The sequence below is a fragment of the Prevotella sp. TCVGH genome, from assembly GCF_023522295.1.
GTDB lineage: Bacteria > Bacteroidota > Bacteroidia > Bacteroidales > Bacteroidaceae > Prevotella > Prevotella timonensis.
In genome coordinates, this window is sequence record NZ_QFFX01000008.1 from 20,930 (window position 1) to 46,345 (window position 25,416).

Annotated in this window: 16 protein-coding genes; 2 read left to right on the forward strand and 14 right to left on the reverse strand. The window is 45.4% G+C overall.

Annotation, left to right across the window (positions count from 1 at the left end; all coding sequences use genetic code 11):
- Positions 1 to 41: 41 nt before the first annotated feature.
- The 5 genes from DEM91_RS02595 to DEM91_RS02615 all read right to left on the reverse strand — a co-directional run bounded on the left by DEM91_RS02595 (position 42) and on the right by DEM91_RS02615 (position 13,545).
- A complete protein-coding gene (locus tag DEM91_RS02595; protein ID WP_249857893.1) occupies positions 42 to 3,824 on the reverse strand; it encodes an endo-beta-N-acetylglucosaminidase in 3,783 nt (1,260 codons plus the stop codon).
- A 131-nt stretch (positions 3,825 to 3,955) separates the two neighbouring features.
- A complete protein-coding gene (locus tag DEM91_RS02600; protein WP_195252459.1) occupies positions 3,956 to 7,012 on the reverse strand; it encodes a T9SS type A sorting domain-containing protein in 3,057 nt (1,018 codons plus the stop codon).
- 113 nt (positions 7,013 to 7,125) lie between these two features.
- The gene (locus tag DEM91_RS02605) at positions 7,126 to 8,928 is read right to left on the reverse strand and encodes a SusD/RagB family nutrient-binding outer membrane lipoprotein (protein WP_195252460.1); all 1,803 of its coding nucleotides are present in this window, start codon (positions 8,926 to 8,928) and stop codon (positions 7,126 to 7,128) included.
- 15 nt (positions 8,929 to 8,943) lie between these two features.
- A complete protein-coding gene (locus DEM91_RS02610; RefSeq protein WP_249857894.1) occupies positions 8,944 to 12,477 on the reverse strand; it encodes a SusC/RagA family TonB-linked outer membrane protein in 3,534 nt (1,177 codons plus the stop codon).
- Between the two features lie 84 nt (positions 12,478 to 12,561).
- On the reverse strand, positions 12,562 to 13,545 hold the full coding sequence (locus DEM91_RS02615) for a FecR family protein (protein ID WP_249857895.1): 984 nt from the start codon (positions 13,543 to 13,545) through the stop codon (positions 12,562 to 12,564).
- Positions 13,546 to 14,622: 1,077 nt separating this feature from the next.
- Between DEM91_RS02615 and DEM91_RS02620 the strand changes: the two genes are divergently transcribed.
- Positions 14,623 to 15,243, forward strand: a complete 621-nt coding sequence (locus DEM91_RS02620; protein WP_249857896.1) for an RNA polymerase sigma-70 factor — start codon at positions 14,623 to 14,625, stop codon at positions 15,241 to 15,243.
- 334 nt (positions 15,244 to 15,577) lie between these two features.
- On the opposite strand, the gene DEM91_RS02625 is transcribed toward DEM91_RS02620, so the two are convergent.
- Both DEM91_RS02625 and DEM91_RS02630 read right to left on the reverse strand, forming a co-directional pair.
- Entirely contained in the window at positions 15,578 to 16,771 is a 1,194-nt protein-coding gene (locus DEM91_RS02625; RefSeq protein WP_249857897.1) for an FprA family A-type flavoprotein, read from the reverse strand.
- A gap of 47 nt (positions 16,772 to 16,818) precedes the next feature.
- Positions 16,819 to 17,763 carry a carbohydrate kinase family protein gene (locus DEM91_RS02630; RefSeq protein ID WP_249857898.1) on the reverse strand — a complete coding sequence of 315 codons (945 nt, stop codon included), beginning with the start codon at positions 17,761 to 17,763 and terminating at the stop codon, positions 16,819 to 16,821.
- Positions 17,764 to 17,934: 171 nt separating this feature from the next.
- On the opposite strand from DEM91_RS02630, the gene DEM91_RS02635 reads away from it, so the two are divergent.
- Positions 17,935 to 19,170, forward strand: coding sequence for a M16 family metallopeptidase (locus tag DEM91_RS02635; protein ID WP_249857899.1), 1,236 nt, complete (start codon positions 17,935 to 17,937; stop codon positions 19,168 to 19,170).
- 112 nt (positions 19,171 to 19,282) lie between these two features.
- Here DEM91_RS02635 and DEM91_RS02640 read toward each other — a convergent pair whose 3' ends face one another.
- From DEM91_RS02640 to lepB, 7 genes are all read right to left on the reverse strand, one after another.
- Positions 19,283 to 19,831: a DUF3332 domain-containing protein gene (locus tag DEM91_RS02640; protein WP_410525618.1), complete on the reverse strand. Its 549-nt coding sequence runs from the start codon at positions 19,829 to 19,831 to the stop codon at positions 19,283 to 19,285.
- Between the two features lie 90 nt (positions 19,832 to 19,921).
- On the reverse strand, positions 19,922 to 20,710 hold the full coding sequence (ccsA, locus tag DEM91_RS02645) for a cytochrome c biogenesis protein CcsA (protein WP_249857901.1): 789 nt from the start codon (positions 20,708 to 20,710) through the stop codon (positions 19,922 to 19,924).
- Entirely contained in the window at positions 20,707 to 21,936 is a 1,230-nt protein-coding gene (locus DEM91_RS02650; RefSeq protein WP_103002476.1) for a cytochrome c biogenesis protein ResB, read from the reverse strand. The genes ccsA and DEM91_RS02650 overlap by 4 nt, the downstream gene beginning before the upstream one ends.
- A 116-nt stretch (positions 21,937 to 22,052) precedes the next feature.
- A complete protein-coding gene (nrfA, locus tag DEM91_RS02655; protein WP_249857902.1) occupies positions 22,053 to 23,546 on the reverse strand; it encodes an ammonia-forming cytochrome c nitrite reductase in 1,494 nt (497 codons plus the stop codon).
- Between the two features lie 21 nt (positions 23,547 to 23,567).
- Positions 23,568 to 24,176: a cytochrome c nitrite reductase small subunit gene (gene nrfH / locus DEM91_RS02660; RefSeq protein ID WP_249857903.1), complete on the reverse strand. Its 609-nt coding sequence runs from the start codon at positions 24,174 to 24,176 to the stop codon at positions 23,568 to 23,570.
- Positions 24,177 to 24,286: 110 nt separating this feature from the next.
- Entirely contained in the window at positions 24,287 to 24,916 is a 630-nt protein-coding gene (locus DEM91_RS02665; RefSeq protein ID WP_249857904.1) for a WbqC family protein, read from the reverse strand.
- Between the two features lie 31 nt (positions 24,917 to 24,947).
- Positions 24,948 to 25,409 (reverse strand): signal peptidase I, encoded by a 462-nt coding sequence (lepB, locus tag DEM91_RS02670; RefSeq protein ID WP_008123656.1) that lies wholly within the window; start codon positions 25,407 to 25,409, stop codon positions 24,948 to 24,950.
- Positions 25,410 to 25,416 lie beyond the last annotated feature (7 nt).

The following is a 25,416-nucleotide window of genomic DNA, read 5'->3' on the forward strand; positions in this document are numbered from 1 at the left end:
ACTACCCAGCCTTTTTATCATAGATGTTTGAAACGAACCAATTATCGCTTGATGGCTTTAATTGATTTGTACAATTGATTGTTTTTCATCACTTGGATGAAATACACGCCCTTTGCACCATTGATGCGGATATTAGCCACTTGTCCTGCGCCTGCATTGAAGACATTTTGTTGCAACAACATGCCTCCTGCATTGAGGATGTTGACCTTATAAGTTCCACCTTGTGCAAATCGGAGATTAACACTTTCAGCAAACGGATTTGGATAAACAGCCAGCTCAACCTCCGTGTTGACATTGTTGATGCCTGTCAACTCAGCAATCTCAACAGTCTTTGCAGAGGTTGCAGATGTTTCGCCCCAACGGTTCATGAGTTTGATTACAGCGCTGTAACTACCTGCATTCGCATAAGTAACGGTTGCTGTCTTACCTTCCTCGCCTACCACGGTAGCTTGATCGAGAGTCCACGCTGGGGTGGTTTTTACATCCAAGCTACCTACAATACCAGGATAGCCCAAAGCATCGTTCATGGCTGATTGCTTCTTATAGGAAGCATTGCTGGTGTTCTCGCCACCGCTACCATCCATTACCACCACTTGTCCATCCTTGCCTGTAGCTTTGCCCCAGTTGGGGAACACGCTGTCTTCTGTTCTTTCTTCAAAGGTATAATAGCCTTGTAAGTGGTCAGGTACCGCATCCTTTTGATAGCCATTCATTGCTTGGGCGATTTCATCTTCTGTCAAAACCTTGTCCCAAACCTGTACATCGTCAATCCAGCCATTGAAGCCTGACTTATACACACCACCACCACCGATAAAGATATTGGCTGTTACCGAGGTATTGATGCGGCTATCGTTACGTGTTTCACGACGCAGACATGGAGAGAAATCTGTCTCTGCAACTTTCTTTCCGTTGAAATACATCACCTGATGTCCGCTCTCATTTTGCGTCACGGCAATGTGATTCCAAATACGCGGTGTGATGCTGTAGCCTGTAGACATCATCTGTTCATTAGGATTGTCGTGAGCCTCCCAACCCATGACGTTGAATGACACCTCATTGGCAGGATGCTTAGTGTTGCCTTTCCATTCAGGACGGATTTGTACCCAAAGGTCGCCCCAGTTATTGTGCGGCCACTTGTCGGCTACCGTGTTCTTGTTAATCAAGTTTGTACCTTGCTTGTCGTGAGCAAACTTGTCTACCTTGAACCACAAGGCATAAGTATAGGTCTTACCTTGTTGTATCTCACCGGGAATCATAAACATCTGTGGATCTCTTATCTCAATAGCGCGCGACACTTTACCCTCACCGTCTTTTGATTTATATGTCCACTTCACTTGTTCGTCGGTCTTTGCATTCTCCTTATCGGCAGTAACCGCTGTAACCTGTGGAACAGCACCTGTCTCTTCGGGAGTTATTTGCACAAAGCCACGAGTTACATTTTCTTGTCCCTTGCCGTCCTTCACATGCAAATCGTAAAGTCCAATGGTAGGAACTGTTGTTTGAATCATCGTTGAGTTGGTAACAGAAGCCATGGTCTTCCCTGTTCTCGGGTCCACAATCTTGATTTCTGCCAATGGATCAGCCAGTTCGTCCAAAAGTTTGATAGTAAACTGTTCATTCGGTTTAACAACAGGCTTGTCAATAACCATGGTAGTGAGAGGATTATTATAAGGAACATCCAACCATTCGCTCCATGAGATATCCGATTTCATCTTTCCATCAGGTGCTACTGCACGAACACCCAATCGAGCCTTGCGATTCTTTTCACGACTCATCAAAGGTGCATCGATTACATAACCTGCCCATGAGGTGGTTGCCGTTAGCACCATTTGCGACTGTCCCTCTTCTTGGAAGAGAATTTCATAATACCAAGTATCTACATCATCGTTATAGTATTTGGTATCACCCGTTTCTTCCTTGCTGGCATAACGCACTTTGAAATCTAATGCATTATAGCGACCACGTAACAATTGTGTCTCCTTGATTTCAGGCTTCAGTGTATTGAACGTTTGTGCAGGATTGCGCACAGCCATTTCACCCACGTACATATTGTAATCATCAGGAGTATTTTCAACAGCGATACCCAACATGGCAATCTCTGATTCGGCAGGAATCTGAAGCTCTTCCATGGTTGCAGTGAATGTGTTCCATTCGCCAGCCTTAGTGGCTGCTGGTATGTCTATTCCCTTGTACTCATTGGTTTTACCCTTGAGTGCCACAAACAGTTTCGCATGTGTATTCTTCTTGTCCTCACCTGTCAACTTATAAGTAATAGAAAATTCGTAAGTGGGTTGTACCTTTAGGAGTGTCTTGAACAACTTCACGCGCGAGAAGTTAGTATTGCCATGAAGAGACAGACACGAACCACCGAAATAAGCCTCATCAAAGGTTAAGTCGGCTTTTATCAATCCTGAAAGGTTGCCTGTTGTTGCCTGGTCGTTACGGTCAGTAATCCACCAACGCCATGTTGGCATCAAGTCTTGTGTGTTGAGATTATACCATTTGTGGTCAAATGTCACCTCGCCCTCATTGCGGAACTTCAAACCGTTGCCGAGGTTAAAGCGCGAAACGAACGGAACTGTCTGAATGGTAGATTTAGCAGATACCAATTCCGCGATTCCATGGAAGTTCTTGAGACTTGCATTAGACAGGTTACAACCGTTATTGATACTTGGACGAACCACAGGGTTGCGGTTACCACCACTAAATATCAACTCTTGCTTTTGCAGGTATGCATTCTGAATAGCAATGTCCGAGGTACCATTATCGGTGGCACTCTGATGAATGAGGCTTTGTGCATGTGCGCCCCAGAAGCCCACAGAGATTTTCTTACTCTTCAAAACTTCCCAGCTTCGTCCATAGCCTGGTGTGGTAAGTCCACGCCCTTGAATATCGAACCCAGCATACGTGTCATAACTGCTACGGCCCATTTGGTTGGCTTTGTATTCCGTGTTGGTAAGATCTTGGGAGTCCCAGTTATAATTAAAGAAGAGCATGTCCGTGGTAACATTCTGACTATCGCCAAACATACGTTGGTTGTGTGTTCCCAACCCATTATCAAACGTAATTTGTCCATTGTCGTTAGTACCGTCATACCAATATACTTGAAAGTCCCAGCCTAATTCTTTTCCTTTTTGATGACACGCTCTAAAGAAATCCTGTATTTGAATCATGGACTCTTGATCTGAATGGAACTCTGAGTTGACGCCAATGCCATTGATGCCATAGTATTTGAGCAGTTTCACCAATCGCTCCGCATTCTTAAATGTACCGTCATTATTTTTCTCAGTGACTTTTTGCATCAGACGCGACTCTTTCCCATATCCATACCATGGAGTGATATAAACAGATTGCGACCAACCTATAGACCATAGGCATCCTACCTTGACACCATTCTTAGCAGCCACATCCGAGATACCTGCCGTAGAGCGGAACCATGGCGATGTCCAGTTGCCATGAATGTCCACATACGACCACAAACTAAAGTTATCGCCCTCGAAACAATACCTTGGCAACGACTTCCAAGTCACGGTTGGATCATCCAACGGAACCCACAAACACATTTTTCGATTGGAGTCTACACCGTCTACTGCCAAATAATCACCGTCCTTGATTCGCTCCTTCGGCTTGACACGAGAGATGAAAAACTCATCGTCCATGCGAGAAACACCGTCTGGCTGTTGTCCTGCATTCCACCGATCCAAGTAGTTAATCAGGTTTTCAAACTTTGCATCTTTAATGTCCAAAGGATGTTCTGGCGTCCGTTGGGCATAAAGGGCTGTGCTTGCCACAGATATTGCAGCAGCTAATAAAATTTTCTTCATTTTGGTTTTGATATTTAGATTAACAAAAAACCGTTAGGTAATTGGAACTCTCAACATTGTTGTGCTCATCGCATTCAAGTTCTACCAACTACCTAACGGTTATATTTCATGTGATTAAAGTTTTATGTGAATTATTTAATCACTAACTTTTCCGTTCTAATGACATTTTTGTTTTGCATCTTTACAAGGTAAACACCATCTTGAAGCTCGTTTCGGCTAAGTGATGTTGGGTTTGTAAGATATTGTACCATCTTTCCGTCAACGGTGTAAATCCAAGCCTTCTCCACATTGGTAAAGAGAATGTCATTGCCATTGACTGTCACGTTAGAAACACCACCAGCAAACACGGTGTTGTCTACGCCATCAGTTCCTGACAAGCCCTCGGGCTGGTCAGCAATACCTTGGTCATGTTGTGTATCCACATATTGACGCTGCCCGTTCTTCTCTCCTTGTATCTCTACATCAAAGTCGATAGTAAATCCTTTGGCAGTCAAGCCAGTTGGTAAGAAGGTCCCCACAAACCAAGCATCTGCAAACACAATACGCAAACGACTTGTACCTACGTGAGCATCTTGAGGCACTGTGAACTTAAATGTATAGCCGTTCGGATCTTGTATCTCAGGACTTGCTGCACGTACTCTACCAGCAAAGAAAATCTGCTCACCCATAGGATCTTCGTTTGGAGCCTTAGGATAGTTAAATGTACCACTTCCGTCTAAGTCTAACCAACCACCTGCAAAGCACCACTTCAAACCGTCTTTTTCATTGGGAGCCTTAAAGGTCATCGTAATCTGTTGTCCTTGCTTGACAACCAACTTGTGGTCGCGAGCATTTGCATACTGTGAGCTATCGCGTGGCGATTCCGTAGCTGTATAATTCAAGTCTTTTACAGCACCAGTAGTTGTAACGCTTGTCAAGAATCTTTGTTCTACAGCTGTCTTGAATCCATCTGCATTCGGATTAATCTTACTAATTCCATAAGTATCTGTTCCACCAACTGTTTCTTCTGGCAATTGAGAAGCGTCGGCACGCGTAATCTCTACCCATTCGATAGGAGAATAAGTCTTCAAGTCTGTTGATACAGAGCGAACACCAATAAATGGTTTTTCATTAGCATCGGCAAATACGATGTTTGGAACGTAAGTACCCCACTGAGTGGTACGACCTACTTCCGAAATACGACCGTCTTTACCGTTCTTATACATAACCTCGAAGTGGTCGATGTTAGCCTCACAGTTGTAAATCATACCATAGTCTGCACGTACACCTGTAGAATGGTCTACATCCCAATACAGTTTTGCAGAAAGACTCTTCTGTGATTCTTCTTTCACCTCTACCATGAGATTCTTTACATTAGCAGGTGTAGCCTTCACGTCGTCGTTGAGCTCGAGCTTACCTACCAACACATTATACTTGTCTGTTACGTTCTTGGCGCGCAAACCAATGTGAGTAATGCGGTCGCCCATGTTAACAGGCAGACTCACCTGCTTCTCTTGCCATGTCTTGTCGTCAGTAGCACCTACAGCTACCTCTTTCCACTGATTATTCACCTTAACAATCAGGTACAAGTTAGACTCGCCAGCTTCTTTTGTCTTCAAAGCAACTTTGGCAATAGGATTAGCTGCACTCACGTTAAGGTCGGTTCTAAACAGAACTACATCAACACCCTGTGCTGCTGACTGTCCTTTCAACAGTAGGCATGAGCCACCGTTATACGAGTCGATGTGTGTAAATTCTGGCTGCAAAGCATTTGAAACAGTTTCTGTTCCTTCGCCATAAACCAACCAACGATAAGTAGGCACTACATCTTGGTTCGCCATGTTGTACCATGTACCAGCCGTTTTCTTACCTTTATAGTTGTAACGCTCTCCATTACCTAAGTTGAAGTGTGTCAAGAAAGGAAGATTGCCTTGTATCGCTGAACGCTCTGGAATGAACGAAGCCAAACCATGGAATTTCTTTAATGCGTTCTCACCTTCCCATTCATGTCCGCTATTTGTTATTGCGGGACGATTCAATGGACTTCTGTTACCGCCAGAGAAACCACGCTCCAACAAACGTTGGTAGTTGTACTGTGCATTCAGCGCATCCGAACCAGAGTTGTAACTCCAGAAACGGCTATCTCCATGCTCGCCCCAAAGGCAGATACCAATTCGCTTCACGGTTTCGTTAGGTTGGTAAGTGTAGGTACCCGTAGTCCAATCGTATTTTGCATTTGCTACCAACCCTTGCCAATTGCGATTCATACTAACAATCCAAGCGCCTCCGTAAAGGCCTTCTGCGGTTCCCATAGCGTTTTCTGCAGCCTGAACAGAACTTTCATAACCACCAGCAGCGAAATCACCTCCAGCGTAGTTGAGGAACAAATCGAAAGTCTTGCCATTGGCTTTTGTACCATATAAATAGTCAACTGCCGCACTCGACAGGCTGGAGCCTTGAGTATAAAGAGCTGCGTGGAAGTTATTGAAGCCCATTTTCTCTGCTTCCTTGTACAAAGCCTTGTGGAAACCTGTTACATCAGGATTAGAATATGAGTTGTCCTCCCAGTTGTAGTTGATACCGTCGAACCCGAAGTACAGCAAACAGTTGAGCATCGGCTTAACATACTTATAGCTACCATCCGAGTTTTTGGTTTGGATAAAGCTTACATAAGCTCCATCACCTGAACCTGCTGTCCAGCTTTCAAAAAACTTGATACCACTCATAATGTCGGTACCGTTCTTGTGTGCCGCATCAGTCCATGCTCCCGGAGCTTGGAACAAACCATGGTTCCAAGAACCAAAGAGGTTGGTGTAGTTCCACATAGAGAACACATCATTGGCAAAGTTAGATGATGGATAGCCACCGATGCCCTTACCCGAACCGCTCGGAATATTCATAAATAGGTTACGTTTCTCGTAGGTGTCTTTCACCAAACGGTCTTTGCGATCCAAGATAGTACGCTGCTTAACGTGCGAACGCACAAAAGCAATGTCAGAAGCTTGAATACCTGCAGCCTCAAATTCAGCCTTGGTAGGATAATTGCGACCATTCTGCAAAGCCTTGTCAAAAAGGTTCAGCAGGGTAACCTCATTAAATCCAGCGAAATCATAAATCGTGGATGTTGCCGTTGGCGACATGCCAGACTGCGCATTTGCGGGTCCAGCCAAACAAGCCAAAAGCATCAGGGGTAAAAATCTTTTCTTCATAGATTTGGTTGTTTTATTGATTAAGTTATAAATATTAAATTACTGATGAGGGGAACCGTCTGATCATTTTCAGCGAACAGACGGTAGTTCCCTATCACCGTATTGTTCATTTGCTAAAAGTTTCCTTTACCTTTCACATCCCACCATACACGCGTAGCTTGTTGGTCGGGACCGCCCAAGGCTTTCAGTCCAGTAGCCTGAATGTCTTTCAACGAGGCATCATCGCTATTGGGGAAGAGAATGCGCCGAACCAAATCGCCAGGTTTCAGACTGCCGTCACCTTCCTCAACGTTAAGAACGGGGAACATCTTTGGGTAACCCGTGCGTCGCATTTCGCCCCATGCTTCCATACTGTTAGGGAAAAGTGCGATGTATTTCTGCGTAATGATTTTCTCTAACTTCGTTTCCTTGTCATCGGCTTCATTCCATTTGACGCCAATCTTCGTCACGCCTTCCATATCTGGCGATGAACCTGTTGGGTCTTTATACGTATAAGCAACAGGCTTCTCCACACTTCCATATTGCGAAAGTATTGGTTTGAAGGAATTATAAAGGTCAGAGCCTGGTTCGAAGATGGAAGAATTTTCAATAGCTCTGGTATAGAACAGCTCGGCTTTGCCACCCATGTCCCAGCCTCGCAGCGCACCTTCGGCACGCAGGAAGTCTACTTCTGCCCACTTAAAGAGGTACAAAGGCGCTTTCTCTATCAGCATCTTGTTGATTCGGCTGAACCCAATAAACGGGTTAGAACCGTAGGACTGTCCCTTGCCAGTGTGTATACCCGAACGGATACCCACTTGGTCTGTTTCGGCTGGCAGGGTGACCCCTTGATCATTGCTCAGGTTTCCACTATTACGCATGCAAAGAGAGAAACTGTAGGGGTGTGTCAAACTCTTCAGCAGACTAATGAACGAGGCACTAAAACGCATATCACTCCAGCTTTCAGAAATTTCTACTAAAGGATGTACGCCTCCATACTGCGAGGGAAAAAGTGCCACTTCATACTTCAAATCATCAATCACTCCACTCTTCACAGCCTCCTCTGCCCACTTTTGTGCTAACTGAGGTTCTGCCTTGACCATGTGCATCGCCATGCGTAACTTCAGCGAATTGGCAAAGCGAACCCATGTTTCCATATTTTTAACACCATTTGTTTTGTCTTGCGTTACCTCGCTAAAATTGTCGACAATATCTTTTACCTTGGCCTGATACCACGCAGGTTTGCTGTCAAAATAGCGTAGACAATTAACAATGGTATCAATATTGGCTTCGGCACCTGTGTAGATAGTCTTCATGTCATCGTACTTGAAAGGTGGATCTACCTTGTTTGCCTTGAAGTCATTGTAAGGAATGGTTCCATACATGTCTACATTCTCAATCGCTGCGTAGTTGTACAACAACAAGGCTATCGCCTTCACTTCAGGAATGGAATCGGAAGATTTATGATTCAGCAGCGGCGTCAAACTGGTACGTGCTCCCATAAACTGACCGTTAGGTCCAGAAATCCAGTCCTGACTGGCATGATAGGAAGATATCAACTCACTGGCAAAAGCGAAGTCAGAATGTGGAACAACACCATATTGTGCGTACACATCGGGCAACGTATAATAACGCTGGTAAGCATGGGAAACGGGATATTGTCCTTCCTTTCCACCCCGCATACAGTACTGAGCTGCCTTCAACATACCAAAATATTTATCCAAACTCTTGGCTGCTGCATCTACTTGCTCCTCTGTGTACAACGCTTTATAGTTGATGAGATTTACAGAGTCTGCCTCACCCACGATGTCTCCCTCATCAATAGTGATGTCATTTGGTCGAAAATCATCGGTCGGCTCATCAAAATCCAAGCACGACTGCAGGGTCATGAACCCTGTAGTAAGTGCTGCTATTGCAATATATTGTATTCTTTTCATTGTTTGAACGATTGTTTAGAATGTTAGTTTCATTGATAATCCATACGAGCGTGAAGAAGGCATGTTGAACATCTCGAACGCACCTAATCCGTTACCAGTTGACAAAGATACATCAGGATCAACGGGTGAATTCTTGTACAAGAAGAATAAGTTGCGTGCAATGAACGACACATTGAGGTTCGCATTGCTCTTAAAGAGATTTTGGAACGTATAGCCCATAGACAACTCGCGTAAACGGAAGTTAGTGGCATCATAGATATACTCCAATGGACTCTTCTTCACACCACCGATACTTGTGTAATAACTCTCAATGGGAACCAGTCGACCACTACCATCTGGCAGGGGCATTGCCAATTGTCCATTGGCTGTCAAATTGTTTTGCTCAGCATACAAGCGTGCATCTGCGGTACGCTGTGACAATCCTAAGTTGTCAAGGTACGACTCAGTGAGCGAAATCACCTTACCGCCAATTCGACCATTGATGAGGAAGAACAACTGGAAGTTCTTATAGCTAAGGGTGTTGCTCCAACCCATTTGCCACTTAGAGTTCATGTTGCCAGCATATACCGTATATTTTTTAGAAGCCTCAGACTCAAAGCTCAGTCTTCCGTCTTTCGTCGTAACGAGTGTTCCGTCGGCATTGCGTTTGTAATCGGTTACATACATGTCGCCAATTGATCCACCTTTCTTATATCTTACGCGCACCTCAGCCACATCTTGGAACACCAACTTTTCGGTGCCATCGGGGTTGTAGGTGGTCTCCATAATTTCGTTATCGTTGTACGACAGGTTGTAAGAAGTCTTCCAACGCCAGTCTTTACCAAAGCGGAAGTTATAACCAAGGGTCGTCTCCACACCCATGTTTCTAATCTTTCCAGAGTTCATCGGCTCAATTTTTCCAGAAGCATTGGCTCCCTCCATATATTGATCGGTAGAGAGGGCATGGTAGAACGTGAAGTCGAAGTCGAGACGACTGCCGAACCACGACGACTCAATACCTGTCTCGAATGAGCGAGTTTTCTCTGGCTTAGGATTCTTGAATGATGAGTATGGTGACGGCGGAACGGCTCCGGTGAACGTGTCACGCGATGATCTCGCCAGTACCTTGTTAGGAATAGAGTTACCTACCTCTGAATAAGAAGCACGATATTTCAAGTAAGAAATCACCTCTGGCAGCTTGACCATAGAGCTAACAATGGCATTGGCACCAAAACCAAAGTAACCATAGCTTTCGGAAGTGCCGCGATTCTTGAACTGTCTGAAGGCACGATACCAGTCCTGACGATAGGAAGCATCAAAGTAAACCATATCTTTCCAACCAATTTGAGCAGTGAACAGGGCAGCCTTGTCCCAATTGGTGCTTACCGAAGCACGTGTTTCGCCTGCTGTGGCAGCATCGGTCTCAAAATAGTTCACGAGTTTAGAGAATCTTATTTTATTGCCATCCTTCGGAGTTGCAGTGGTATAAGTATTTTGGTACTTTGTTCTGATTAAGTGAGCCACCCATCCGGCTGTTGCCGATACACTCCATATATCTTCAAATGTCTTATTGTAAGACAGCAAGTAGTCGGTATAAATTTCCGAAGTACGGTCCAAAGTCTTTGAATAGATACCATAAGGCTCAATACCTCCTGGGGTGAAGGTGGTAGCGTATCGTTTTCCGTCGTTGTCGTACTTGGTGTGGTCAATGCTAAGACGTGCTTGGAAATCCAACCCGTCATAAATGTCAATCTTACCACTCACCGTTCCAAACACACGGTCGGTGCGCTGCTTGGTACTATTCATGCGGGTAAGCCAGTAAGGGTTGTTCTGGCTCTTCTCCAAGTATGCCCACTCTTGCATCGGACCGTTGAATGTCAAATCAGTGGTGGTAAGCTCGTAAATACTACCATTTTGCTGTACGTATGCAGGAACGTTCTTCGCCATCCACATACCATTTTCACGATAGTAATGGTTGCGATAGTAGTCCATGTCCAAGTTGCGTGGTGCTGTGTACATGTGGTACACTGGGTTCATCACGGTACCACCACCAGGACGGTTGTTGGTAATGGTCTGGATATAGTTGATAGCGGTATTGATGTGTAGTCGTTTGAGGAAGTTGTACGACTGTCGGAAATTCACCGTATTACGGTTGTATGAGTTGCTAACCAGCATACCGTTGGCGTGCGAGTTAGAGAAAGAGAAGTAACTCTGTATCTTCTCTGTACCTCCAGAAAACGACACCGAGTTGTTGATCGTGGTACCCGTGCGATAGAAGTCGTCCAAGTCGTTCTTGGCTGCATTACGCAGATGAACGGTATTCACGAAACCAGGAGCAAAAGGTGCCGACGAGTCAAAGGACGATTGCAAGGTTAACTGGTCTGCAGGGCGGTTAGCCACCTTGTCTCCCCAGCTGCCAATATCAAGTCCACCAGCTGCTTTGATGCGTGCACCATAGACGTTTTGTATCTCTGGTGTGAGCAGCGGCGTATCGAAAGTAATGTTAGAAGTAACACTTACAGATAGCTTTCCTTGCTTTCCTTTCTTTGTCGTAATCATCACCACACCGTTAGCGGCAGCCGAACCGTAGAGAGCGGCAGCATTGGCACCCTTCAGTACGTTCATCGACTCAATATCGTCAGGGTTAATCATCGACAAGGGGTCAGCACCTTCAGAAACACCTGCGTACTCGATGTTCGAACCATTGATTTGCCCACGTGTACCGTTGCTCATCGGAACTCCGTCCAATACAATGAGTGGAGAGCTGTTTCCCAACACCGACTTGTTACCACGGAGGATAATCTTTGACGCACCACCGGCACCACCGGCACTTGGCGTGATAACGACGCCCGACACTTTACCTTCCAAAGAGTTCACTGCGTTGGGGTCTTGTACACGCATCAAGTCTTCTGCCTTTACCTGTTGTGTGGCATAAGTCAGCGATTTCTCCTTACGTTGAATACCCATGGCGGTCACCACCACCTCGTTGAGCATGCTGCTTTCTTCTTTCAGCTTTACATTAATATTGTTGCTATTTGCGACAATACTTTGAGGTGTATAACCGATGTAAGAAAATTCCAACGTTGGAGCTGTCTCCTTAGTCACCAATGAATACTTGCCATCGATGTCTGTCACGACACCTGTCTGTGCGTTCTTTATACGAACCGTCACCCCAATGAGAGGTTCTCCATGGGAATCAACAACAGTACCTTGAATTGTGCGCGACTGCCCGATTCTATTTTGTGGTGTAGTTTTTGCTTTCTCTTGTGCTTTATTTCGATGAAAAATGGTAATCATCTTATTCTCAATAGAGTAATCTAAAGATGTATCGAGCACTCTGTCTAACACTTTTGCCACAGGTTCGTTGTTAAATGTAGCGGTAATCTTTTTCTGACCATTTACCTCACTTACATTGTAAATGATAGACATCTTTGTTTGCCGTTCAACTTCCTTGAGGACAGTCTTCAGCGGCGTTTTGTTGAAAACCTTTGTGACGGTTTGAGCAGAGATGCCCAATGGACACAGAAGGAGTGCAACGAGAATTGAATAATACAAGTATTTCTCTCTCATGGTTTCTTACTGTTTTTTTTTATTCTTTTAGTTAGAGTTAATTTATTTGGTTATTAATTTGATTAGGCAACGATGTAATGAAGATTAGAGGCTCTGAATGACAACATCTCTCCCCTTTTGAACCACCTTAATGGGGATGGTTTTTTCTAATCCTTGTAGAATACCATCCAAGTTTTCACCATTGTTTAATACAATGGCAAACTTTTCGTTTTTCAGTTGAGGGCTTTGTATCTTGATGTTGACATTAAATCTCCGTGACAGAATTTTAGCCAAATCTGCCAACGTAATACTTTCAAATTCTGTGTTTCCCTGTACCCATGCGTTCGACCTTACAGACGTTTTTGTTTTTTGCAACACTCCTGAAGATTTATCAAAGACGACTTTTTCTCCGGGTATCATCATGAGGTTATGTTTAGAGTTACTTATCTCAACACTTCCCTCTAACAATGTGGTCGTCACATCTGGATCATCTGCGTAGGCTGTCACATTAAACTTGGTTCCATGCACTTTTACGTCATACCACTTCGTGTTCACGGTGAACATGGCATGGTTGCAATGAGCAACCTCAAAATAGCCTTCGCCTGTGAGTTGTACTTCACGATTATTGGTATCAAAAGAAGCGGGATAACGCAACTGCGAACCTGCATTCAACCAGACATGCGAGCCGTCTGGCAACACCACTTCGGCTTTTCCACCGAGCGGGGCAATACAAGTATAATAGGCGTTGCTATTTTTATTGAGCCCCATTAATAAATAGGTGCACAATGAAGCAACCAACACCAAAAGGGCAGCAGCTGCAGCAAGTTTGTATCGCAGTGAGATAATGGCTCGCTTTGGCTTTAGAGTTTTGTACTTCTCTATTCCATCCCAAAACTGATGCCACTGCTTATCTGTTTCTAAAGAAGGGGTATGTTTGTCATTCCACTTTTGCTCCAATTCGTAAAACGCCTGTTGCTGTGCATCATTTCCGTCAAGAAGAGCGAACAATTCCCTCTCTTCTTCGTTGGTAAGCGTACCTTCGAAAAAGCGAAAAGCCAAATTTGACAATTGATTGTTTATATTTTCCATATTTAATTCAAGGACTCTGTATATATAACACGCAACAACGGTTTTACCCTAACTAAAAAATGAATGAAGTTAAAATTCTTTCATTGAAGACTGCTATTCTGACAACAAAAAGCACGAAAGGAACAAAATTGTTGCGACGAAACTTTATCTGAAAGAACGTAAACACTCTTAAGGCTGGTTCTATAAATTACCACCGCACATAGTCATCAAATGTTTATGAAATACGTTTTGTTATCTTTTGGCTTCTTTTTGGTTCAAAATGTAAGTTCGTTCAGTCGTGTAGCTCGCTACACTCCTTCACTCTCTTGCATTTTGACCTCAAAAATAAGCTCAAAATCTAACAAAGCTAATTTATAGAACCTGCCTGAAGAAACAAGCAAAGAGCCCCTCATGAAGGTCAAGTTGGTGGAGAACTTTTGAGCTTTCAACCCATAGCATGGAAGGTAAATAAATACTGAATTTTCTTTACAAAGTGCCTCTCATAACTCGCGTATTTACAACCAACGGCAAAGTTGGTTGCAAATACGCTGAAAATGAGCGAGGTTTGTAATTCATTGTTATTGTTGGTGTTACAAAAATTCCAACTCTTTTCTTTCCTATTTTTACCTCTTTTTGGAGGCTGAAGCATTGAGATAAGCTCACTATTTGCATGCTTTAAAGCTGCTACTGTATGTGAATAACACCTCTAAAGCGTGTTTCCAAGCGTGTTAAGTCGATGTTCTAACTTAAAAAGACGTTTATTTTGCTCGAATCAGCACATTTTTGCAGGGCGTTTGCCTATTAAATTTTTCTATTTTGAAGATTTTGAATGGTCGATTTTTGGTAAAATAATAGGACAAAAGCAATGGGCACATTCGCCAAATAATCATTAAAAACATGGCTCTTTTATATCAATAGGTTATTTGTTGACAAAAGCAACCATTAGCTTTTGTTTCAACAACCCATTGAAAGTAAATGAAACACTTAGTTGGTGGTTTCTGTTTCATAAAAGAGGCGTGCGATGAAGTGGAATTATTAAAGCATTCTCTTGTAAATTAGGACGATAATACCTATCTTTGCCGAATACATCAGCGTATTATGAAAACCTACTCAAAGGATTCCGCCCAATTATTTGAGGATATTAAGTCAGGAAAGGCAGAAGCGTATGAATATATCTTTAAGACTTACTATCCCATGCTCAAGGCGTACGCTACACGATACATCCCTACCAAGGAAGACTTAAATGACATTTTGCAAGACTGTTTCACCAAACTTTGGTTAAACAGAGAGCAATTGAAACCTATTTCTATCTCCTCACTTCTTTACACCATGGTACGCAATGCGTGCTTAAACTTTATTCGACAGCAACTGATTAGAAACCAATGGTCTATAGATGACTTACCTACCCAACAAGAATCAGAATCTCTTTATAGTTTGTTCTTTCATCATAATCCTGAAGAGGAGTTGGTTTATCAGGAATTACTTGATGAAATTGATCAAATATTAAACTCCTTACCGCATCAGTCGAAACAAATTTTTTATTTGAGTCGCCAAGAAGGACTGAAGAACCGAGAGATTGCCGAAAGACTTAACATATCGATTAAGACGGTGGAGTATCACATTTCCAAAGCCTTAACCATGCTCAAAGCATTTGCCAAAAAGCACCAAGATATCTCGTTGATGCTATTCTTCGTGGCGTTGCACGGTGCTATCATTTAAGGGTAACTGTTGTAGCGGAAGAAGAAATAAATATGTATAGGCTGGTTCTATAAATTACCACCGCACATAGTCATTAAATGTTTATGAAATACGTTTTGTTATCTATTGGCTTCTTTTTGGTTCAAAATGTAAGTTCGTTCAGTCGCGTAGCTCGCTACACTCCTTCACTCTCTTGCATTTTGACCTCAAAAATAAGCTCAAAATCTAACAAAGCTAATTTATAGAACCAGCCTCTAAAGAACAAAGAGGCGAATGTAGAAGAAACGACACGAGCAAGATGCACTCTCCATGCAACTTGCTCATGTTGATTTAGCTAAGATGTGTTACAGTTTTCTTATTTTCGGTCAGCCTTCAAACGGTCAGCCATGGCTCTTCCTAATGCTTCGCACTGGCTTTTGGTTTCTGCCGTGAGTGCTTGCTTCATCTCGACGGGAGTTCCTACAGGTTCGAATTTCAAACGATTTTCATTCCATTCGGCAATGGTAGGCACGGCTTTGCTCACCCAACCATAGCTCCCAAACCAGCCGATATAGTGGTTCTTGATGTCATGATTGGCAATCTCGGAAAGCAGTTCGGACATTTCATGATACAGTCCGTTGTTGTACGTAGGAGCTCCAACTATCAATCCTCTATAGCGGAAGATATCTCGCAGGATGTAAGAGTGGTGCGTCTTTGAGATGTTGTACATGCAAATATTCTTGATGCCTGCTTGACTGGCAGCTCTGGCAATATTTTCTGCCATGCGCTCTGTATTGCCATACATCGTTCCGTAGCAGATAACGATGCCTTCTTCCGTTTCGTATTTAGACATTTTATCGTACAGAGCAATTACTTTCTGAGCATACTCGTGCCACACAGGTCCATGGGTAGAACATATATAGTCTATTTGCTGGTCGGCTAACTTTTTCAGCGCGTTTTGAACAGGTACACCATATTTGCCCACAATGTTGCTATAATAACGTACCATCTCTAACCAAGCCCAGCTGGTGTCTATTTCTTCATCGAGTATACCACCATTCAATGCGCCGAAACATCCAAAGCCATCGCCAGAGAAGAGCATGTGGTCGGTAACGTCGAGCGTCATCATGGTTTCGGGCCAATGTACCATTGGGGTCATAAAGAACTTTAGTTTGTGATGCCCAAGATTCAGTTCTTCACCGTTTTTCACCTCAATGGTGCCTTCTTTGATGCCATAGAAGCCCGACATCATATCAAAAGTCTTTTTGTTACCAATGACTTGAATGTTGGGGTAGTATTTCTTCAAGAGTGCTAACGAACCGCTGTGGTCGGGTTCCATGTGATTAATAACCAAATAATCAATGGGTCGGTCGCCCAATACCTCATGCAGATTTTCTATAAATTGCACAAAAAAATCTACCTGTACACTGTCGATAAGGCAAACTTTATCATCGTCTATCAAATAAGAGTTATAAGATACTCCCGATGGAAGAGGCCAAAGCCCCTCGAAGAGGGCTTTATTACGATCGTTCACCCCTACATAATAGACTTTATTTTTTAGTTCTATCATAAATTTATTAAATATATTTTGATTTGAATAAATGGCTTGTTGTCGAATTATGATGTTTGGATTTCGGCTTTCATTTTATTTCCAAAATCGGTTGATACATAGTTGTTAATGCTCTTGCAGCTTTCTGCAGCAAAGCGTAATGCGCAGTCTATGAGTTTATCCCATTGTGTTTCAGACAACCCTTGTTGCAACATACTGCGTGTGATTCCATATTTTATCAGTCCAAAAATAAAACCGGCATTGAAGTTGTCACCAGCCCCAATTGTACTAACGGGTGTAGAAGCAAGTGCATCGTAGGCTTTCTCAAACCGATTTTCTGCAAAGAGTCTCACCTGTGCGCTGCCTTGTGTGCAAATAAAATGCTTGCAATAGAATGAAATCTCCGCTTGATAAATTTTAGTGGCATCGCCCATTTTGTATAACGTTTGAAAATCTTCATGGCTCCCTCGCACGATGTCAGCAAACTCAAGGTTCTCCAACAAGTTGGGAGTGATACGGAGAACGTCCCGCTGATGTGCGGGTCTGAAATTGACATCATAGTAGATAATCGCCCCATGACTCTTTGCATGTTCCAACAAACTAACAACTTGAGGACGTATCACAGGGTTTACAGCATAGTAAGAGCCAAAGATAACAATATCGTTCGGCTGGATATCAGGGAGTGTAAAGTCAAGCTGGTCGTGTGGATGATCCTTATAAAACAAATATTCTGCATCATTATCTTCATTCAAAAATGCCAGAGAGATAGGCGATTTGCTTTCAGGAAACACATTCACATGACCTGCATCCACTCCATTATCCTCTAAAAAAGTGGTAATCATTTTACCAACACGGTCGTTACCTGTTTCACTAATAAAGGTAGCATGGACGCCTGAACGCCCCAAAGAAATGAGTCCGTTGAATGTTGAACCACCGGGGAAAGCTCCTATGGGCTGACTATCTTTGAAGATGATGTCGAGAACCGTTTCACCAATTCCTATTACTTTACGCATAAACACATTTTTTTACCTTTCGTGCAAATATACTGCAAATCAGTAGCACGACAAAATAAAATGCCTATAATAATTTCATTATAGACAGAATGCGTATCTTTGTACAAGGAATGAAATATCTCATCTAAGAGAATTATTTAGTGCAATTCAACAAAATATTAAGCAATCATCATGACGAATTATCATACCAGTGTACTAACCAATGGTTTGCGTATCATTCACCATCCTTCCCCTTCGCCTGTGATCTATTGTGGTTATCAGATTAAGACAGGCTCTCGAAATGAAAATGCAGACGAGGAAGGACTGGCACACTTCTGTGAACACATGACATTCAAGGGTACAAAGCGTCGAAAGGCATGGCACATCTTGAACCTTTTGGAGAGAGTGGGCGGCGATCTCAATGCTTTTACCAACAAAGAAGAAACGGTTTTCTACGCAGCTCTCTTGAAAGAAGATGTCGCACGTGCCGTAGATTTACTCACTGATATTGTCTTTCATAGTACTTATCCTGACGCTGAAATTCACAAAGAGAAAGAGGTTATTTGCGATGAAATCGAGAGTTATAACGACTCTCCCGCTGATTTAATTTACGATGAATTTGAAAATACGGTATTCAATGGTCATGCTTTAGGACATAATATCTTGGGAACCACGCAGCGAGTACGTGCATTTACCAGCGAAGACGCACAACGTTTCACAAAACGGTTTTATCGTCCAGAGAATGCGATCTTTTTTATTGATGGGGATATAGACTTCCAACGCCTCGTACGCCTACTTAAGAAGGCAACTGCAGATCAACCTGCCTCAACACCAATTAAGCCCGAGTCCTTGAATCGCTATCAAGGTTCTTTGCAAATTCCTCCACCCATCATCAAAGACAAGGGAACTCATCAGGCGCATGTCATGATAGGTAGTAGGGCTTATGATATACACCATCCCAATCGTATTGCTTTATATCTCTTAAATAATCTGCTGGGCGGTCCGGGGATGAATGCCCGACTCAATGTTTCTTTACGAGAACATCATGGCTTAGTCTATACGGTAGAAAGTTCAATGGCAAGTTATGGAGACACAGGAATATGGGGCATTTATTTCGGTTGTGACATTCATGATGTTTCTCAATGTATCAAGTTAGTGAAAAAAGAACTTCATCGTGTCATCAATGAACCATTGACATCTTACCAGTTGCACGCTGCCCAGAAACAACTAAAAGGACAAATTGGCATTGCTTGTGATAATCGAGAGAGCTTTGCCTTAGATTTTGGAAAGTGCTTTCTGCATTACGGTTGGGAAAAGGACATCACCTCTTTATACGCACAAATCGATGCCATATCAGCAAAACAAATACAGCAAGTAGCACAAGAAATCATGGCGGACGACCGCCTTCTAACGCTCATTTATCAGTAACTTCGTTGGGGAGCGAAGGGTAATCTATAAAATTGAGCTACATAGCACAAAATATTGATGACATCTTGCGCTATGTAGCTCGTACTGTATCTTATAGAATGTTATCTTTTCTTTATCTCATCGCCCAATAAGTACCGCCATTTACTGCCATTCTTACTTGGTAAAGACCAGCCTCGTTCATCGCAACATTCATTTGTTTTCCTTCAGGAAGTGTTACACGTACGGTTCCATCTTCATTGATGCGAAACAGCTCCGTCTGCTTGCCTGCAACCACTTGCGACCAAGCATTCAAGGATTTGTCATAAATAAATTTTGTCGTTTGACCTTCTGGACTTGTAATTTCATAGCCATCTTGAAGGGTCTTCACGGCATAATATTTTCCATCTTGCCCCATTACCTGTTTCGTCTTACCAACATTTGCCATAGGATTGTCGCCAGTCCAGAACTCAATGGTGTTCAAAACCAATGCATCGGCTGCACTGCAAATGCCATAAGCAGGAGAAATAATTATGAAAATAAGTTCATTAAGAAACTTGCTGTCTGTGGCTGTTTTGTTCCAACTCAACAGCTTGTTGAACAGGCCGAAGCTTCCGATGCAAGATGTTGTCAGCAAGGTTGCTGCCAGCAGAAGGGTGGAAACCCTAAGATTTTTCTTTTTCATCATTCAAAGTGTTTTAGTGTGTAATCAGTATTCCAAAGATACACATTAATCATAGGCCAGCCATGGAAATGATGTTTTTTAACCTAAAATTTAATTTATATTATAGGTATGTATGCTGACTCCCTGTGCCGACGGCAAGAAATTGATGCCCCACCAGCACATCTGCAGCAGCGCGAAGTTGATGACGAGTATCCACAGCGCGGTCCTTGAGCTTCCTTTGCCGCCCAGTCGCAGGTGGATGTAGGCCAGATAGGCCAGCCATGTGGCCGCGGCCCACGTTTCCTTGGGATCCCATGCCCAGTAGTGTCCCCAGGCTTCTTTTGCCCACAGTGCGCCGAAGAGCATGCCGGTTGTCAGGAAGGCCCAGCCAGCGTAGGTCAGATTGTCGCAGATGTCCATTTCATTCAGGCTGGCCTTCTGTCGCTTGATGAACAGCAGGTAGGCCGACATGACGAACGCGGCACCCAGCAGGGCGTATGCAAACATGTATACGATGACATGTGGGGCAAACCATGGGCTTTGCAGGGCAGGCATCAGCGTCTTGCTGTGTATCTCAGGTTTGAGGATGTTGATGCAGATGAAGACGAGTGAGAGCAGGGTGGAGAGGGGAAGTATCCACTTGTATCTCCATCGGCTGTAAACGATGAGGCCAGCCAGTGGAAGGAAGAGCGAGTACCACAGACGGGTTTCTCCCATGGTTCGGAGCGGTGGGCGGTCAAGGGTTATCCACATCCAGAGGATGTACATGAAGAAAACGGCCAGGCCAAGACCCGTCAGGGTGTATGCCCTGCGGGATTTGTCCTTCCATGATGCCCAGGCGCCACCTGCCCATAGCAGTGCCGAGAGGATGGCGAAAGCCAGGAAATAGTGCCAGGTCATGGGTGTTCCTCCTTTCTTCTTTGTGCGGTGATGAAAACCATGACGGCTCCTGCCAGCAGCAGGCAGATGCCTGTGTAGACGGCGGGCAGCCAGGGGTCGGCAACCAGCTCGAATGTGCTTTCATCGCTCCAGCGTCCCATTCGTTTGTCGTAGTCCAGCAGGTAGATCTTCCATCCATCGACAGCGAATGGCTTATTAACTTCTATTTCGGCTGTTTCGCACTTGCCGGTCTTTGTGAATATTTGCACGGTTGAGGCGTAGCGTAGTGGCTCGCGTTGTGGCATGAAGAGGCGGAGGCTGTCCGTTAGGGTCAGCGTTTGGCTGGGGAACAGGTAGCTTCCGTCGCTAATCCAGTCTTTCTTGCGGGTTTTCCCGTCGGGCGAGGTGGCTTCAACGAGCACCGCACTCACAGCGCCGGATGACATCCACGGCACGTATTGCATCGATGCGTCCATAATTTTGGGAGCTGCCTCGCTGATGTTCTGCTCTATTTTGATGCCCCATCCTAGTAGCTTTCCTTGTCTCAGGGACGGCTCGAGCAGCAGGCTCTGGGGGGTTCCTTCGGGCAATGCGTTGCCCCGTGCGTCAGCCATCAGCAGCCTGGGCGGGTATTGGTCGATGGTAAAGCTGTCCAACTGGATGGCAATGGGCAGCTCGTGCATTCGCATTTGGCCGTCTGTGGCCCGCCATTCGGGCTGTCCCTTGTAGCAAATCATTTTCAGGCGCCTCATGTCGGCACTGCCCAGTGTTGCGGTGACCAACACAAGCAGCAGGCCAGTGTGGCACAGCAGCGAGGGAATGTTGCGCCGTTTCATCGACAACAGCTGATGTATGGCCGTCTCCCCCACCGTGATGGTGACCCAAAGGTATATCCATACAAATGGCCAGTACGATAACATGCGGGTAAGGCCGATCGCGTCTGTCGCCGGCATGGAGGCTGGAACCTGCCGGGTGAGTCCCATGATAACCGTCATCAATGCGGCAAAGCCAAGGGCAGTGGTGGCCGAATAGGTTGTGGTGAGATAGCGGAAAAGGTAGACGTGTGGGCGCAGGGCGTAGATTGTTGCCAGGACCAGTACGGTGCATGCCAGTGCGATGGCGTTGGCCGGGAAGGCAAAAACGCTCCAGTCTATGGGGCCTGCTGTCAGCTGGAGCAGTTGGCCGGTGATGACAAGTCCTGCGCCAATGGCTATTCCTTCTTTGTATTTCCAGGGTTTGTTCCACATACTGTTGTCGTGTCAGGATGTTTCTGCACAGGGGTAGCATAAGAAAGCCACTGCATGGAGCATGCGTGCAGTGACTCTTTCTGTTGTCCCCATGAAGTGGGTTTGCTCTACGTTGCCTACATGGGTTTCGTCACGAATCGGTGGTTCTTGCGGGCGTCGTCTATCCACTTGGGTACTATGTTGTTGAAGAACCGTTGTTTTTGCTCTCTCAGCTTCTTCATGTCAAGTCCTATGTATGCTTGTGCCTTGGCCTTGGTCGACAGGTCGGGCATGGGTACGTTGCCCGTGAACCCGTGGCGTGCCAACACCTTTGCAATCTGCAGACGTGCCTCTTGTGCGGCGATGAGGCCGTCGCTGAAGATGCGCATCACCTCTTGCGGGGCGTGGAAGCTGCCCCCGTGGCTGGCAAAGCCGTAGTCCCACCGCCACTGGCTCTTACGGATGAGTGCCAGCACGGGTTTCATTTCCTTTTCGGTAGCACCCTTGTCCCAGGCAAACTTGGCCTCGATGTGTGCGGCAGCCAGTTCTTTTTCCAGTCTTGTGCGCTTCTCGCTGGCCATGCGTTGCCTGTCGTAGACGTTCCGTCTCAGTTCTTTTTCGCTCTGGCGGTGGCACACCTGGCAGGTGCGGGCTATGTTGGCCAACGGGCTGGTGATGTGGTGGTCGGTGTATTTCACGCCTCCCTCGCTCTTGTAGGGCATGTGGCAGTCGGCGCACGAGACCCCTCGCTGTGCATGGATGCCTTGCTTGAAAATTTCGTACCCGGGATGTTGGGCCTTCAAGATGGGTGTCTTGCTCAGCGGATGGATATAGTCGTAAAAGCCCATCTTGTCGTAGTAGGCCTCGGCAGCCTCTACCGTAAGGCCGCTGTCTTGTGGGAACGACAGGTAATTGGTTTGCTTGTCGAAGTAGTATTCTGTATGGCATTGTGCGCAGACCAGCGACCGCATTTCCTGGTGTGTTGCCTTCTTGACGTCTTCCCCTCTGCGGTTCCATGCCTCGTACAGGGCGGGTCGGGCAGGCTTGAGGTCCATGGTGCGAGCGTCATGGCAGTCGGAGCAGCCTATGCTGTTCATTATCTGGTTGCCCAGCTCGCTCCAAGTTGCTTTGTAGAAGTTGGCAGTGCCCATTTCCCGCATCATCCTTGGCACGTCGGGTCCTTTGCATGTCCAGCATGTACCCGGCTGCATGTCGCCGTCGCCGTCGATGCCTGGGTGTCCTGTCCGCAGGATGTTGCGCAGGTCCTCGATGGCATGGCGGTGGCCGCGTGGTGTGTTGTATTCTTGCGAGAAGGCGTATCCGGCCCACAGGATGACCATTTCGGGGCGGTCAGCCAGTTCGTCGGTGGCTTTCGAGCCATTGAATTCACTTGTGAATGACGTGTCGGCCGTCATTGCCCAGCTCTCGTATTCGCGCGGGAAGTCGGCCTTGAACTTTTCGTTTTGGGCCACTATCGAGTCGGTCATGGGCGTACGGCGGTTGTTGAAGATACTCGCCACCTCGGCTCTCCGTTCCATCAGGGACGATGTGATGAGTCCCAGTACGAAGACGACGGCCATTGCGCCGCCAAACAGTAGCCATCCTTGCCAGCGTTTTAGTTGTTTAGCCATATCTGTTGGATTTTATGATTCTTACTTTTCCTTGTCTAACAAGCCTTGTAGCCACGAGGGCACTGGCGATCCGGGCAGTGGCACTTGCGTCTCGGCGTGAGGCGTGCTCGACAGGCTGTTCATGCCCCCGTGTGGCACGTCCTTGTGGCATTCCCAGCAGGCAAGGCCCTCGCCGCGCTTGGCCATCATGTAGTCCATGCGCCCCGTCTTTACGAGTTCCTGGTTCAGCTGTGTGTGGCAGCGTATGCAGTTGTCCATGATGACCCGTGCCGACGCGTCTTCTGCCTTGATGGTTTGAGCCTCGCCGTTGGTCACGAAGTAGTAGACGTGCTTCATGCCGTCTTTTCCCTTGAAGTAATACTTCATGAAAAGGTTCTGGTGCGGCACATGGCAGTCGTTGCAAGTGGCGTCGCGTCCGTGCGACGAGTGTGACCAGGTGGCGTAATAGGGTGTCATGATGTGGCAATTGACGCACGCGGCTGGGTCGTCGCCTATAATATAGGTGTGCATCCGGAGCAGGTAGGCAAACAGGCCGACAAGCCCCACGATGACCCCCAAAGCCATGAGCCCGGCAACTTTCTGTCGGTAGGTTAGCGCGTTTTTCCAGTTTGACAACTTACGAAGGTTCATAGGCCTTTCAGTGAATACTGTGGCAAATATAGGGATAATTTTTGGAATTGGTGTCAAGAAACAAGAAAATATTCTCATTTATAAGGATAAAAATGCCTTTCCGAAAAAGGTTAAAGATAGAGAACGGCCTCGTTGCCCATGTTCATGAGCAGGTCCAGGATGCTAAGGTTGGGGATGAATCCATGCTTCCGGGCATAGACCTGATAGTACGGCCGGGGTGTGAATGCCCCGTCGGGCAGTGGGTGTTTGGGGCGGATGGCGTCGCGCAGGTCTGCCGTTTCGGCCGATTGTGCGTGCCAGTCGTCAGTGCTTCGGTACGAAGATGTTTGCTCAATGGCGGGCTGTATGTCGAGCAGCCCGCACATCTTCATCGTGATTTCGAGGTTGAAATCGTACAGAAAAGTCCATTTCTTGGTAAAAAAAGGACGGATATCGTCTTCAAAAAATTCAAAAAAAGGACTCTCACCGTAGGCGGAGACTAAAGCATTCCAATGCACATGCCGCCAATTCGCATGGTCGCTAATACGTACGTCGCGCATCAAGCATTTTGGAGTGTCGAATTTTTCTACAGGGATGCTCAACGTTTGTACACCTTGTGTTGTCGCTATTTGGCAACGGTTGCGATAAGTTTGCTTGATGAAATGGTCGTACTTCTCTATGTAACAGCATTCATGGCGATAGAGTTTCTGATACCACTGAATAGGGCCGAAATAGGTGGATGACAAAAGAACAGATGCCATTTGGTTGTATATTATCTTAACTTATCATTACTTAACTGCCATTACTCTGCCTGTGGGCTGGCACGTTGTATTCGTGTTTTTTCTGTCGATGTTTCCATCTCCATAACGAATACGCCTTACCTATAATATCTCCTTGTCTCACCAATGCATGTTGTTGTCCATTGCTGACGAGTACGAATTGGCATTCACCACAAGTACAACTACCATGGCAGTAGTTTGGTATTTGATATTGTTCTCCCTTTACTACGATGGTATCGCCGGGTATTGCTATGATGCGCCCCAAAGCCTCTTGTTTGAAACGGAACAACACCACGTCTCCCTTTGAAAAATGAGTGTGCGAAAGTCTGTTCACCAATACTCTGTCCCCTTTCTGAAGTGCTGGACGCAACTCCTCATTGGGTACAATAAAGATGGTAAACAGATATGCACGTATAGCCAACATCACTACCGTACACACTACGATGGACAGTATCCATTGTAAAATGTTTCGCAAGGTATGG